This is a genomic window from Sphingobacteriaceae bacterium (assembly GCA_002319075.1).
Taxonomy (GTDB): Bacteria; Bacteroidota; Bacteroidia; order B-17B0; family Aurantibacillaceae; genus Aurantibacillus.
Genome location: NVQB01000001.1, coordinates 1401821 through 1417201 on the forward strand (window position 1 = coordinate 1401821; position 15381 = coordinate 1417201).

Genomic DNA, 15381 nt, shown 5'->3' on the forward strand with positions numbered 1-15381 from the left:
TTTTCTTAAAAAAAATCAGTGTCATGCGTGCAATCTGTGGCCAGGCTAGGTACGATAGAGCCGCAGCACATCTCCCATAATCCTATCAATCTTCTTAACCGGAATATCCTTTGTCGCATCCACCAGTAAAATCTTCATCCTCGCCCTTTTCTCCTGCAGTAAGTCCGGATGATTTATTTTCGCTCCCTCCACAATACCAATATAAGGCTGCAAATATTTTTTGTGGACCCACAAATAACAAAACATCTTTCCCTTATAGCAGTAAAACGGCATCCCATACTTCCAGGCTTCCGTTATATTTTTATCCTGCTTTAAAATATACTCGCGCAGAAATAGCAGACAACCTTTCACAGGTTCTTCTTTTGTAAGAAAATAATTATCGAGAGCATTAAGCATGTTTTAAGGTAAGAAAAAAACTATACGCTCTTAACATCCCGGCCTGAAACTCTTCTAATTTTTTGCGTCTCTCTTATAAACTTTGTATTTTTCCTTTTAAATTCAAAACTATGCATGCAGGAAGAAGATTTACTTTTACGGAGGTGATCATTTGGACAAGACGAGACACTTATAATTTTATTATTGTTTCATTGATACCTACTTCACTTTATTATTTCTTTAATATAAAATGGCTGGTTATTCCCTGGGTTGCAATAGCTTTGGTAGGAACTGCCGCCGCCTTTGTGGTTGGATTTAAGAACACACAAACATATAATCGTCTTTGGGAAGCAAGACAAATCTGGGGAAGCATTGTTAACTCCAGCAGGGCATGGAGCATTCTTGCAAAAGACACCGTAAAAACGGACAAAGCAGAGATACAAATACTTATATACCGTCATCTGGCCTGGCTCACCGCTTTGCGTTTTCAGATGCGTGAACCACGTGCATGGGAAAATATGACCTTGGCGAGCAATTTAGAATATGCGCATTTTTATAAAGTTCCTGAAAAAGAACAAAATCTCGAAGAAGAGCTAAAAAAATTTCTTTCTGAGGAAGAACTGATTTATATCCTTGGCAAAAAAAACAAAGCCACGCAAATTATCGCACTGCAATCTTCCCACCTGCGTCGTTTAAAAGAAGCAAACAAAATTTCTGAACTTGATTTTGTTGAATTGGAACAGATTCTGGTAGCGCTCTATGATCACCAGGGAAAATCAGAACGCATTAAAAATTTTCCTTATCCGAGACAATTCGCTACAATAAATCAAATGTTTATCCGCTTGTTTGAGTTTATGCTTCCCTTTGGTATTTTGCAGGAATTTGGAAAGCTCACGGATGAACTCGGGCAATGGTTTATCTGGGTAACTGTTCCCTGCTCTGTTATTGTTGGCTGGGTGTTTTACATTATGGAACGCATAGGTGAGTCAACCGAAAACCCTTTTGAAGGTGGAGCTAACGACGTTCCAATCACCAACATCAGTCGCAATATTGAAATTGATCTTCGTGATATGCTGGATGAAAAAGACCTGCCAGCTCCAACTACTCCGGTTAATAATATATTGATGTAAAGCCTCTGCGAGTACTTGATATACTCGAGTACTTATTCCCCCGTCAGATTATAGATCTTTTGAATGTCTTTTAAAATCTTTTCAAAATCCAGTTTCAGATCAATGATCTTACCCGTGTGGATATCGAACACCCAACCATGCACTTCGGGATATTTATTTTTTAAATAGCCTTGTTGCACACTCGCCAGTTTGATAACATTCACACATTGCTCCTGAACGTTAAGCTCTACCAATCGGTTGTATCTTGCTGTTTCATCTTTTATAGCATCCAATTCATTCATATGCAAGCGATAAACGTCGCGTATGTTTCTCAACCAGGGATTGAGTATCCCCATGTCTTTTGGCTGCATGGCGGCTTTTACACCTCCGCAATTATAGTGACCGCAAACTATAATGTGCTTTACACCTAAATAGCGAACCCCGTAATTTATTACGGACATTACATTTAAATCTATTGCATTAACCAGGTTAGCAACATTACGATGTACGAATACATCACCAGGCTCAGCGCCCATCATATCTTCGGCGGTGACACGACTGTCGCTGCATCCAATATATAAATATTCCGGATGTTGGTCCTTGGAAAGTTTCTCAAAAAAAGAAGCGTCCGTTTCTTTTTTCTTTTCTAACCACTTCAGGTTGTTGTCAAATACTTCTTTGTACGATGGCATAGTTTATGGTTTTAAATGAGTTTTAATTTTTTGCTGCTTTTACAATGTCTTTAACTTCCAGAATTGATTTTTCATAACCCTTAAGCGCCACATGAATCATGGCAAGTCCCAACTCTTTTAAGGTAGATGCAGTGGACGGAAAAAGCGTGCGTAATACCGGATACAACCAGGAAAAATATTTATACATTTTTAAAGTATTCTTTAAACCTTTTGTCGGTAGCATAAATCCAGGGCGAAATAAATAAACTGCTTTGAAAGGCAGCTTTGATAAATCATTCTCGGTTTTACCTTTTACCCGCGCCCACATGCTATTTCCTTTTTCTGTGCTGTCTGTTCCTGCGCCTGAAACATAAGTAAAAACAAGATCCTTGTTTTGCTTTGAAATAATGCCGGCAGCATGCAGCGTCAGGGTATACGTCATTTTGGTATATCCTTCTTCTTTCATACCAACAGAAGACACTCCTAAACAAAAAAAGCAGGCGTTGTAGCCACTTAGTTTTTCTTGAATAGGAACGAGGTTAAAAAAATCCTCGTGAACAATCTCCTTTACTTTAGGATGTTTATATCCCGAAGGCTTTCTGGTCAGTATCAAAATCTCTTCCACATCCGGGTTAAGCACACACTCGTGCAATACTCCTTCGCCAACCATACCTGTAACTCCGGTTACAATTACTTTTAATGTCATTATCCTTCAAAATTATGTTTGATATGATTACCATCGCAATACGGCTTATTCTCTGATTTGCCGCAACGACAAAGCGCTGTCACATTATTTCTTTGTGCTTCATTCCCTTTTGAATCTTTTACAAGAACATTTCCGTAAACCAATAAGGGTCCGTTTAGCACCGCTTCAATTTTTATTTCCGTTACTACTTCATCCTTTTTCTCTTCAACCTCATTATAAAAATAACTTAGCGCACCACTCGGACATTTTTTCACCTGAGCAACTATCTTTTCCGACGAAGCTCCATTAGGGTTAATCCATGGCTTTATCCTTGGATTAAAAACATCGGGTAATCCAGCTTCACCTTTCCAACACAGTGTAGAATGAATACATGCTGAAGGTTTCCATACTATTGTTACTTCTCCGTTCGAATATTTTTTGATGATTTCTTTCTCCACCTGAATAAATTATTTTAGTTTTTCAAGGAGTTCATTTGTAAGATCATCCGAATAAACACCGTAACCGTTCACCAACAAGCCTTTTATCTTGTGGTCATGAGAAGAAATAGCGTATAACACAGATTGATCTGATGGATCTTCATTTACATCAAAACGGAAAGATTTATCAATTTCAAACTCCTTTGCCGAATATTTATGTATTCCCTTACTGCAAATAATGCCATTTTTCTGCAGGTTAAAATCAACCGTATAGCCTTGTTCCTTTAGTGCAGTTATCGCTTTACTAAGTGTATCGTAATTTTCCATAGTTAGAATCAGAATTTAATTTTATTGGCACGAATAAAAGTAGTAATAAACAGGAAGATTTAAAACCACAAATTGGTGCATAAAAAAAGGCCTCGTAAGAGACCTTTTTTTTAAATGTATAACATATTAATGCGATCCACCATCTTCTTCTCCTTCTTCCAAAGGAACCGTTTGAGGAACGAAATCTTTTTCTTTTCCTGGTTTGCTGTAGTCATAAGCCCAACGGTGAACTACAGGTAATTCGTTAGGCCAGTTACCGTGAATGTTTGCCATAGGAGTAGTCCACTCTAAAGAGTTAGCATTCCAAGGATTTTGCGGTGCTTTCTCACCACGGAAAATACTATAGAAAAAATTGAATAAGAAAATACCTTGTCCAAGTGCACCAATGATAGCGCAAATAGTAACGATCTCATTAATGTCAACTAAATTGTCAAACATCGGAAAGTTACTGTTTGTATAATAACGACGCGGAACACCTGCTAAGCCTAAGAAGTGCATCGGGAAGAAAACACCATAAGCCATAGTGATAGTGATCCAGAAGTGAGCATAACCCAGTTTCTTGTTCATCATGCGTAAGAACATTTTCGGGAACCAGTGATAAACACCTGCAAACATCCCGAAGATGGCGCTTAATCCCATTACAATGTGGAAGTGAGCTACCACAAAATAAGTATCATGTACGTTAATATCTAATGTTGAGTCAGCTAAGATAATACCTGTTACACCACCAGTAATGAAAGAAGAAACCAACCCAATAGCGAACAACATCGCCGGGGTGAATTGGATATTTCCTTTCCACATAGTTGTTATGTAATTAAAGGCCTTAACAGCTGAAGGAATAGCAATTAATAATGTAGTAAATACGAATACAGAACCTAAGAATGGGTTCATACCAGTCATAAACATATGGTGACCCCATACGATAAACGATAAGAAACCGATCGCTAAAATAGACCCGATCATTGCACGGTAACCGAAAATAGGCTTACGTGAACTTGTAGCAATAACTTCAGAAGCAATACCTAAAGCAGGTAATAATACGATATATACCTCCGGGTGACCTAAGAACCAGAATAAGTGTTCAAATAAGATAGGGCTTCCACCTACATTATCCAAAGGGCGACCACCAATGTAGATATCAGACAGGTAAAACGAAGTGTTAAAACTTCTGTCGAAAATCAACAATAATGCACAAGATAATAATACCGGGAAAGAAAGTACCCCTAAGATAGCCGTGATAAAGAAAGCCCAGATAGATAAAGGCAATCTTGTCATTTTCATCCCTTTTGTTCTCAAGTTGATAATGGTGATAATGTAATTTAAACTTCCTAATAACGATGATACAATGAAAATCGCCATTGAAATTAACCACATAGTCATCCCTAATTTAGAACCTGGAATCGCTTCAGGTAATGCCGATAACGGAGGATAAATTGTCCACCCAGCTGAAGCAGGACCGTCATCAATAAAACAAGAAGATAACATAATAGCACTGGATACAAAAAAGAACCAGTATGACAACATGTTTAAGAATCCTGAAGCCATATCACGCGCACCGATTTGCAGTGGAATTAAGAGGTTACTGAACGTACCGCTTAATCCTCCTGTTAATACGAAGAACACCATGATAGTACCGTGTATTGTAACAAGAGCCAGGTACATGTTTGGATCTAAAATTCCGTCTTTACCCCATTTGTCGCCAAGAATAGCGTTGATGAAAGCAAATTTTTCTCCCGGCCATGCTAATTGCAAGCGGAAAATAATAGACATCGTCATAGCCACAACTGCCATGATTATCGCCGTAATTAAAAACTGACGCGAAATCATTTTGTGGTCCATACTGAAAATGTATTTACTCACAAAAGTCTCATGATGATCATCATGGTCGTGCACGTGATCATGGTGAACTAAATGTTCGTTCTCTAATCCTGTATTTATCGGGGTAGCCGCCATCTTGTAATTTATTTAGAAATTTTTAAAATTAGTTTTTTTCCGCAACTGCTTTTTCAGCTTTTTTAAATGTGCCTTGTTTTGCAATCCATGCTTTATAATCTTCCTCTGTATCTACAACAATTTGCATTTGCATGTTGAAGTGAGATACGCCACAAATTTTATTACACAATAAAAGGTAATCAAAATCAATCGCTTCTTTATTTTCTAAAGCACGCGCCTTATTAATACCGGCCATCATCATTATGGTGTAAGGATCTTTACGCATCTCTGCAGTAGTTTTAGTTGGCTTAAACTTAAAATACGTCATCATACCTGGCACACAGTTCATTTGTGCGCGGAAGTGAGGCATATAAGCACTGTGAATAACATCGCGACTTCTCATCACAAATTCTATCTCACGTCCTACAGGAATATGAAATTCGTTTTTCACTAATTTATCATCAAACCCTGCAACATCCGCAGTATCCATACCAACAGAGTTACTTCCTGTTATTTGTCTGTAGTCTGTTTCTCCCAGCTTTCCATCTGCACCTGCATAACGCGCAGTCCAGTCAAATTGTTTAGCATAAAGCTCAATAGTTACTCTGTTAGGATCTTGCGCCTCATCCATAATTTCATTCCAGTATTTTAAACCAAAAATAATAATGAAGGTTAAAGCTACCGCAGGTACCACTGTCCAAAGCATTTCCAGTTTGTTATTATGAGGATAATAAACAGCTTTTGCTTTTGAGTTACCACGGTATTTGTATGCGAACCAGAATAAAACAAAATTGGTAATTAAAAACACAACCGTGATTAACCACATATTTGCGTCCCAAAGCGTATCAATCAATGCACCATGTTCAGAAGCCGCAGGCGGCAATGAACGGTCGATCCAGCGGTTAACCTGCCAGAAGAAAAATAAGAAAAATAATACCATGAACGTCAACATGGCTTTTCCCATCATGTTGTTATCGGTGTCGGTAATTTGCCACTCTTTTGTTTTCTTTAAACCACGACTTAACTCAATAATCCTTAATAATTGGTGTCCCGCAATTATTAATAACACTATGGCTAACAGAACTAATAAACTCATCTCTTTATTTATTTAAAATTTTTAATTTCTTACTTGATTAAACTTAGATCGAATGGTGTAAACTTTCCTGAATGAACGGGTGATTTTTCACGCGTAATGGTGCTTTTGCCAGGGCATTTAATACAACATAAATAAATAAACCTAAAAAGAAAAAGAAGTTACCGAATTCCATCCAGCTTAAGCCTGTCCAGTGGTGACCAACTGTTCCCGGCATTACAATCATGATCACATCCAAATAGTGACCGATGAAAATAATAGTTCCCACAAACATTAAGAAAAAGAAATTACGTTTTGAATCGCGACTCATTAACATCACCATTGGAAGAGCAAAGTTGATAAAGAATACAGTCCACATTAAGGCTTTGTAATTTTCCCAACGTGACTGGAAATAAATAACCTCTTCAGGAATATCAGCATACCATATTAACATGAATTGAGAGAAGTAAAGGTATGTCCATAAGAAAGAGATAGCGAACATCCATTTACCCATATCATGAATAGTACTTTCAGTAACAAATTCCATGTAACCTTCTTTTTTTAACCAGATAACAAGAATTGTTATAGCTGTTAAGGCGCTGATCCACATTCCGGCAAAAATATACCAGCCAAATAAAGTGGAGAACCAGTGTGTATCGATGCTCATTACCCAATCCCATGCAGATGTAGAAGAAGTAACAGCGAACAATACCATAAACCAGGCACCGATTTTAATATTTTTCCAGTGGTAACTGTTATTAATATCTACGTCCAATTTATCAGCTTCAATAGAGTTGCTGCGTAATTTAAAAGTAAACCATAACCATCCAATCATATAAAGAATTGTTCTTACCCACCAGAATACGCCAAAGTAACCCAATTTACCGGCAATAATCGCATCGTAATTTTCAGAATTCGGATCACCAATTCCAGGAGCCATCCAATGATAAATATGGTGAACATGAAATTGACCTAATAAAAATAACAACATCATAAAAGATAAGCCCCATGGTAAATACATGGTTACTGCTTCTATCACACGTTTAATCGTAGTAGACCAACCTGCTTCAGCGGCATATTGCAATCCTAAAAAGAAAGCAGCAGCTAAAGACAATGCCATAAAGAAAAAAGCTCCGGCAAATACGTTACTCCATGCACGAGTATTATGATATTCAGGATCTCCATCTACATGATCGGTTAAGAACATAGCAATAATAGATATTAAACCCACGATCATAAGCCCAAAAGAAAACATTCTGGCTTTTGACGGAACTGTAAAATTTAATTTTTCGGTATTCATATGTTAGTCTCTTAAATCTTTTTAATATTAGTGGTTTACGGCAGCTGAAGGTGTAACTGCAGCAACTGTTTTTGTGCTATCACTCACTGCGTTTTCTTTTGGTCCTTGTAATTTTTGTACAAAATAAACCAGTTTCCAACGCTCTTCCTGGGTTAACTGACTTGCGTGAGAACCCATTGTTCCTTTACCATAAGTAAGGGTGTGAAATATTTTACCTTCCGGTAAATTCTTTAAAGTTCCATTATACGCAGGAGGAGGACCAGGTAATTTACCACCTACTTTTCCATCTCCTTGCCCGGTGGCACCATGGCAATGCACACAAAACTTACCATATAAAATCTCGCCGTCTTTTTCAAATTGCTCTCTGCCTGAAGCTGCCAGTGGATTATGAAGATTCATCCCCGCCTGCTCGTAACCTTCAGGAGTATTAGGATACGCGTAAGGAATAAACCCACGTGCAACACTTCCTATAACAGGTTTCATAGCATTATCAACAGTATCACCATCAACAGTGTGCGTCTGGTAGTATTCCAGTGACGGAGAACGGTACATGTCAGGCATAAATTCAACACCAGGACTATTCTCATCATGCTTTCCACACGATGTAAAACCAGCTAATACAAGGCTTGCCAGAGCAGCACTAAAAGCAAATTTTATGGTTCTATAATTTTTTTTCATTGTATAATACTAGTGTGTTTCTTCTAAAATGTATTTTGGTTCAACTACATAAGTGTTAATCAGATTAACCTCCTCAGCACCATTTTCTTTTAAAATCGTTTTTGCTTTTTCAGCCTGAACATCGTTTAGATCAAGCAACAACATAAACTTATCGTCAGTTGTGCGTGGATCTGGATTTTTAGGTCTTGCACCCGGAACCAACATACAACGCAATAAGTATGTTAATGCCATTCCGTGAGCTGCACAAAAAACCGTAGCTTCAAAAGTAATTGGAATAAAGGCAGGAATGTTGAAATAATAAGCCCAGTTTGGTTTACCACCAATATCATTTGGCCAGTCAGAGATCATCATGTACCACATCATTAAAGTAGCCAGACCAATTCCTGTAAGTCCATAGATAAAAGCGCAGATAGCCAAACGCGTACGCGGAACTCCAATTAGTGGATCTAAACCGTGAATCGGCATCGGGGTATATGCTTCTTTAACGCGGATTCCTGATGCTCTAAGCTTTTTACAAGCTTCCATCATTGGCACTTCATCGCCAAAAATTCCGTGAATGATATGTTTATTAGTTGCCATATTTTAAATATCTATTTCTTTTTATTAGTGATGACCTTGTACTTCAGCAGCAGCTTTTTTCTGAGCCTCGCCCGAAGCTTTTAAAATTGTTTTTAATTCAGCCTGAGCAATTACAGGGAAATAACGCGAGAACAATAAGAAGAAAGTTCCAAACATTCCAATTGTTCCAACAAAGATACCCACGTCAATAAATGATGGTGTGTAAGAACTCCATGTTGATGGTAAATAAGTACGGCATAATGTAGTAACGATAATTACAAAACGTTCGAACCACATACCAATATTAATCACGATCGAGATTACGAAAGTAAAAGTGATACTTGTGCGCCATTTTTTAACCCAGAATAATTGCGGTGAGAAAACGTTACAAATCATCATACACCAGTAACTCCAGGCCATTGGACCAGTTGCACGGTTTAAGAAAGCGTATTGTTCCCATTCAACACCCGAATACCAGGCAACAAATAACTCTGTTAAATAAGCCACACCTACAATAGAACCAGTAACAATGATTACAATGTTCATGTACTCAACGTGTTTAACTGTAAGGTAATGTTCTAATTTATAAATTTTACGAACTACCAACATTAAAGTTAATACCATCGCAAATCCTGAGAATACCGCACCAGCTACGAAGTAAGGAGGGAAGATAGTTGTATGCCAACCCGGAACTACCGAAGTAGCAAAGTCAAAAGATACAATAGAGTGAACCGAGAATACAAGTGGTGTAGATAAACCGGCAAGCACTAACGACACTTCTTCAAAACGACTCCAGTGACGTGCGCTGCCTCCCCATCCGAAAGACAGGAAACCGTAAAATTTCTTTTGCCAAGGTTTGATCACACGGTCACGGATCATTCCAAAATCAGGAATTAAACCAATGTACCAGAACACTATGGATACTGTTGCATACGTAGATACTGCGAACACGTCCCAAAGTAATGGCGAGTTAAAGTTTGGCCATAAAGAACCAAATTGATTCGGCAAAGGGAATAGCATATAATCTAACCATGGACGACCTGTGTGTAACAATACGAAAATTGCGGCACACAATACAGCGAAGATTGTCATCGCTTCAGCAGAACGGTTAATAGCCATACGCCATTTCTGACGGAACAATAATAATACAGCAGAGATTAAAGTACCTGCGTGACCAATACCGATCCACCAAACGAAGTTGGTAATATCCCAGGCCCAGTCAACGTTATTACTACTTCCCCATGATCCGATACCCGTTCCAATGGTATATGCCAAACAGCATATTCCCCATAAAAAACTAAGAGCGCAAAGGGTTATTAATGTGTACCAGCCTCTTGCTGCTTTACCCTCTATTGGCGCTATAATATCATCAGTAATCTGGCGATATGTTTTATTGCCGATTATTAACGGTGACCTAATTTCTGATTCTGCGTGCATACTATCTTATTAATTTTTTATTCTTAATTACTGAACTATGAATGTTTTCCTTCGTGAGCCTCTTCTTTTTTATCTCCGTGTTTTGCAACAACCGTGTCGTGAAAAATAATCTGCTCATCCTGATTTCTTACTTTCACTTTATAAGAAGTAGTTGGTTTAATCCCTACGTCTTCTAATAAGAAATAAGTTCTTTCATCATTTCTTTCTTTAGTTACTTGTGATTCTGTATCGTTTAAGTCACCGAAAATGATAGCCTCTGTAGAACAAGCCGATTGACAAGCTGTTTTAATCGCTCCATCTTTCACTGGCATACCCGCTTTTTTAGCTTCTAATTTACCAGCCTGTAATTTTTGCTGACACATAGAACATTTTTCCATTACCCCACGGCTACGAACAACAACATCAGGATTTAATACCATACGACCTAACTCTTGTTGAGCAGGATTAACGTCAGCAAATAAATCATTTCCATTGTAGTTGAACCAATTGAAGCGACGTACTTTGAATGGACAGTTGTTTGCACAGTAACGTGTACCGATACAACGGTTATAAGTCATCATGTTTAAACCTTCAGTACTGTGACTTGTAGCTAATACAGGACAAACAGTTTCGCAAGGTGCATGATTACAATGTTGACACATCATTGGCTGGAAAGTTACCTGCGGGTTAGCCGAAGGATTTTCCATATCGATATACATCTGTTTTGTTTCCAGTAAACCTTCCGCTTGTGCAGAATGTTTTGTAACATCAGAACTGTAGTAGCGATCGATACGTAACCAGTGCATTTCACGCACACGGCTAACTTCTAATTTACCTACAACTGCAACGTTGTTTTCAGAAGTACAAGCTACAACACAAGCTCCGCAACCAAAGCAAAGATTCATGTCAATGCTCATTCCCCACTTGTGACCCGGACGTGGATGTGCTGCCCAAAGATCTACCTCATTTACCTGTTTTTTACCACCTCCGTGAACGGCTATTTCTACAGCTGGATTCCAGTAATCTTTATCTTTTTCTTTAAACTCTTTTAATGAAACTTCACGTAACAAAAATTCCTCTCTGCCCATGATGGTATGCTGAATCTGAGTCGCAGCAAACATATGCTCTTCTCCAGTTTTCGCAACAGTAACGTTTGTTACAATTGGTTGAATTGTATCATTAATCATAGCCTGGAAAGGAAATGCATTCACCCCTACGCCATGCGCTACTCTTAAAGACTCAGCAGTTCTTCCGTAACCAACGGCAAGTCCGATAGTTCCAGGAGCCTGACCTGGTTGTGGATAAACCGGAACCTGAATTTTAATACCATTCACTGTTAAGTCAACAATACTTCCATCAATATCCTGACGTAACATTTCGTTGAGTTCCATCTTCTTAACGTCGATAGGACTCATGGTAATATAATTATCCCAGGTAACTTTAGAGATAGGATCAGGCAATTCCATTAACCATGGGTTATTAGAATAAAGACCATTACCTAGACCTACTTTTTCGTAAATAAATAATTCAAACTGTCCGCCACCTTTTACAGAGCCAGCCATTGAAGCCGCTTTGTTATAATCTGGTGTAGGAAGAGTTTCCGCAACAACCGGAGTGTTTTTAGAATCTTTAGTAGTTGGAGTACTTTCTACCGTTGCAAGTGTATCGCTCAAATTAAGAGCTGCAACCCCTGCCATTACCGGCTTACCAGTAGAATCTGTAGCCATTGGTGCTACTGGAGCATCTTTGTAAACAGAAACTTTTACTGCCCCATCATGCAAGGCATGAGCCCAGAATGTCGGGAAATCAGAATGTTTACCCTGGATAGGGAAAACACGATTGTTCCAGTAACCTTGTAAATAAGTTAAATAGTCTGTTTTAATACCTGACCATTTTAATAATGTATCCTGGAACTGACGAGTTCCTTCGTGACGCGGTTGAGCAAAGATAGGGTTGATAGTAGCTTGTTGAAGCGTGAACATACCAACTCTTGGATTTGCATCTCCCCAAGATTCTAAATAGTGATGATCAGGGCAAACGATAGTTGCTTTTGCAGCTGTTTCGTCCATTACCTGAGCGAATGAAATACGTGTAGGAACCTTTGTATAAGCTTCTGCAAATTTTAAAGAAGCAGGAGCTGTATAAACAGGATTACAGTTGTAGGTCATTAACACATTTACACGACCAGCAGCCATATCCGCTACTAATTCTGCAAATTCTTTATCATCGCTTTGTTTGAAGTTTAAGTGTTTCTCAACATCTACAGTTTTACCATAGTTATCAAGCATTTTATTGATTCCGTTGATTAAGGTTTGAACACCTTCATCATTAACACCTGAAACAACCAATGACTTCCCTTTATTGTCAACCAATTTAGCAGCTACTTTTTTAATGGCAGCTACAGCAGCAGGATTTTCAATTTTAGTATCGCCACCCACTTTTGAATTAGAAGTAGCAGCAGCAACCTCGTTAAATAAAGCAACCGTTACTTTTCCTAATTCACTTGGTTTAACCATGTAACGGTAATCAGCATTTGCACCGGTAAGAGACATATTACTTTCGAAGTGAAAGTGCTGACTCATTTCCGGATTTGCTTTTGAAACCTTACGTGTAGAAGCATGTTGTTTTGAAAATTCCTCGCCAGAAATCCAGTTACCTAAAAAGTCGCAGGCAATACCTACAACAATTTTTGCTTTGCTGAAATCGTAAGAAGAAACAACTGCTTTACCGAATGTATTTTTATTTGCTTTTGTTAAAGCATTGTAAGAGATAGCATCATAAGTAACAACCTTTGTATTTGGATGTTTTGCTGTGAATTCAGCAATAACAGCTTTTGTAGAAGGGCTGATAATAGTTGAAGTTAAAATGCGGATAGCACCACCGTTTAAAGCAGCAGCGGCTTTCTCGTCGGCTGTTTTCCAGGTCGATTCTACGTTACCAACATATGGCCCGCGTAAACGCGCTCCATCGTATAAACCTAAAACTGAAGCCTGAACACGGGCATTAGTTCCACTGTGTGTGATTCCGCCTAGATCATTCCCCTCAATTTTAATTGGACGGCCTTCGCGCGTCTTTACTAAGATAGAAGCATAATCATGTCCGTCGTAAAAAGTCGTTGCATAAAAGTTAGCAACCCCAGGAGTAACCTCCTCTGGTTTTACAACGTATGGAATAGAACGCATAACCGGAGTTTCGCAAGCCGCTAAAGCTACAGCAGCAGTGGAAAAACCCATTACTTTTAAGAAATCGCGGCGCGAAGTTCCGGAAGTTTCAGCATCGTTGCCAGCTAAGAACTCATCCATTGGAAGAGATTCGGCGAACTCATTTTTTTGCTGCGCTTGGAATTCAGGGCTATTATGTAACTCTGGTAATCCTTTCCAGTATTTTTTTGACATAGACATTACGTATATAATTCTTTAATGTTTCTTAATTTATTAATAGTGGCATTTTGCACACTCTAATCCACCGATCTTCTCAACCGTAAACTTCACATCGTACTGACCAGCATATTTTTCTTTTAATGCTGCGTGTAAACGATCGTAGTATGCGTTTCCTGCCATCTTCACTTCCGTTTTGCGGTGACACTCGATACACCATTTCATCGTTAAAGGCGATTTTTGCTCTGCAACTGTCATAGCTTTTACATCACCATGACAAGTGGCACACTCGATCTGACCTACTACTACGTGTTGAGAGTGGTTAAAATAAACGTGATCAGGAAGATTATGAACCTTAATCCATTTTAATGGATTTTGTTTGCTTTCATCATACATGGCTGTTTTTGGATTAAAACCTGCAGCTTCGTAGATTTTTGCAATCTCTTTCTCTCCATACTGAGGTCCTTTTTGAATTCCTTTATGGCAATTCATACAAATGTTTACCGAAGGAATTCCGGCGTGACGTGATTTCTCTACTGAAGAGTGGCAGTATTGACAAGCAATTTCATTGTCTGCTGCGTGCAATTTGTGAGAGAATTTAATTGGTTGCTCAGGCTTGTAGCCTTTTTGAGTTCTGTAATCGTAATAAACCCCAATGTTGAAACAAGCATCCCAGCAACCTTTCATTCCCACAAAAACTATGATGATTCCGATAACACCTACCAAACGGCGGTGACCACCCATCCAGTTTTTAACTTCTTGCCAGAAAGTAACGTCTGGATTTTCTTCTTTTCCTTCAGAACGGTTGGAAGTATTTTGTAAAGCTGTTCTAACACTGCGTAAGGCAACCAATAAGATAGCTAGAATAACAATAGAACCAAGAATTAAATAAAGGGGGTCAATTCCGCCTTTAGCTTCTGCAACAACACCACCAGCATCCACTACAGTGTTGCCATCCGGAGTAGTCGGCGCAGGAGGTGCTTTGATGAAAGCGATAACCGCGTCAACATCTTTGTCAGTTAAGGTCCCTTCAAAAACTGTCATCGCAGCTTTTCCGTTCTCATTGTAAATTTTGTTGGCGTAAGCGTCGCCAGATTTGATCATTTTTTCGCTGTTCAAGATCCATTTGTGCATCCAATCTCCTTTTGGAGCGCGGTCAAACACACCTTTTAAACCCGGACCAGTTAATTTTTGGTCGGTAAGTGCGTGACAAACAGCACAGTTTTGCTTGAAGATTTTTGCCCCATCCTGGGCCTGTACGTTCGAAGTGAAGATAAAAACCGTGAAAACAAGCGCTATCACTGCTTTTAATGGAATCCTAGACATTTGGTTTTTCATATAAAAATGAGAAAAATTTACTCCTGATTAGTGTTTTGCTTATGACAAATTAATGACACAAATTGAGCGCAAATTTAATAGAAGATTGAGACTTATTTAGCGAATT

The 15381-nt window shown here is 38.6% G+C and carries 14 protein-coding genes; 1 reads left to right on the plus strand and 13 read right to left on the minus strand.

Going from position 1 to position 15381, the window contains the following annotated elements; translation table 11 throughout:
* Positions 1–45 precede the first annotated feature (45 nt).
* The gene (locus CNR22_06315; GenBank protein ID PBQ31391.1) at positions 46–396 is read right to left on the minus strand and encodes a hypothetical protein; all 351 of its coding nucleotides are present in this window, start codon (positions 394–396) and stop codon (positions 46–48) included.
* Positions 397–506: 110 nt separating this feature from the next.
* Between CNR22_06315 and CNR22_06320 the strand changes: the two genes are divergently transcribed.
* Positions 507–1505, plus strand: coding sequence for a multidrug transporter (locus CNR22_06320; protein PBQ31392.1), 999 nt, complete (start codon positions 507–509; stop codon positions 1503–1505).
* A 32-nt stretch (positions 1506–1537) separates the two neighbouring features.
* Here CNR22_06320 and CNR22_06325 read toward each other — a convergent pair whose 3' ends face one another.
* The 12 genes from CNR22_06325 to CNR22_06380 form a co-directional block, all read right to left on the minus strand.
* Positions 1538–2176 carry a carbonic anhydrase gene (locus CNR22_06325; protein ID PBQ31393.1) on the minus strand — a complete coding sequence of 213 codons (639 nt, stop codon included), beginning with the start codon at positions 2174–2176 and terminating at the stop codon, positions 1538–1540.
* A gap of 22 nt (positions 2177–2198) precedes the next feature.
* Positions 2199–2861 (minus strand): epimerase, encoded by a 663-nt coding sequence (locus tag CNR22_06330; GenBank protein ID PBQ31394.1) that lies wholly within the window; start codon positions 2859–2861, stop codon positions 2199–2201.
* On the minus strand, positions 2861–3304 hold the full coding sequence (locus tag CNR22_06335; GenBank protein PBQ31395.1) for a hypothetical protein: 444 nt from the start codon (positions 3302–3304) through the stop codon (positions 2861–2863). The genes CNR22_06330 and CNR22_06335 overlap by 1 nt, the downstream gene beginning before the upstream one ends.
* Before the next feature lie 3 nt (positions 3305–3307).
* Positions 3308–3604 carry a phosphoribosylpyrophosphate synthetase gene (locus CNR22_06340; protein PBQ31396.1) on the minus strand — a complete coding sequence of 99 codons (297 nt, stop codon included), beginning with the start codon at positions 3602–3604 and terminating at the stop codon, positions 3308–3310.
* A 126-nt stretch (positions 3605–3730) separates the two neighbouring features.
* Positions 3731–5557, minus strand: a complete 1827-nt coding sequence (locus CNR22_06345) for a cytochrome c oxidase subunit I (GenBank protein PBQ31397.1) — start codon at positions 5555–5557, stop codon at positions 3731–3733.
* 28 nt (positions 5558–5585) lie between these two features.
* Positions 5586–6632 carry a cytochrome C oxidase subunit II gene (locus CNR22_06350; protein PBQ31398.1) on the minus strand — a complete coding sequence of 349 codons (1047 nt, stop codon included), beginning with the start codon at positions 6630–6632 and terminating at the stop codon, positions 5586–5588.
* A gap of 43 nt (positions 6633–6675) precedes the next feature.
* Positions 6676–7845, minus strand: a complete 1170-nt coding sequence (locus CNR22_06355) for a quinol:cytochrome C oxidoreductase (protein PBQ34841.1) — start codon at positions 7843–7845, stop codon at positions 6676–6678.
* Between the two features lie 90 nt (positions 7846–7935).
* Positions 7936–8586: a cytochrome C gene (locus tag CNR22_06360; GenBank protein ID PBQ31399.1), complete on the minus strand. Its 651-nt coding sequence runs from the start codon at positions 8584–8586 to the stop codon at positions 7936–7938.
* A 9-nt stretch (positions 8587–8595) separates the two neighbouring features.
* A complete protein-coding gene (locus CNR22_06365) occupies positions 8596–9165 on the minus strand; it encodes a hypothetical protein (protein ID PBQ31400.1) in 570 nt (189 codons plus the stop codon).
* A 24-nt stretch (positions 9166–9189) separates the two neighbouring features.
* The gene (locus CNR22_06370) at positions 9190–10581 is read right to left on the minus strand and encodes a hydrogenase (protein PBQ31401.1); all 1392 of its coding nucleotides are present in this window, start codon (positions 10579–10581) and stop codon (positions 9190–9192) included.
* A gap of 35 nt (positions 10582–10616) precedes the next feature.
* Positions 10617–13961, minus strand: coding sequence for a molybdopterin oxidoreductase (locus CNR22_06375; protein ID PBQ31402.1), 3345 nt, complete (start codon positions 13959–13961; stop codon positions 10617–10619).
* A gap of 33 nt (positions 13962–13994) precedes the next feature.
* Complete coding sequence (locus CNR22_06380) at positions 13995–15275, minus strand: cytochrome C (GenBank protein PBQ31403.1); 1281 nt, start codon at positions 15273–15275, stop codon at positions 13995–13997.
* Between the last annotated feature and the right edge of the window lie 106 nt (positions 15276–15381).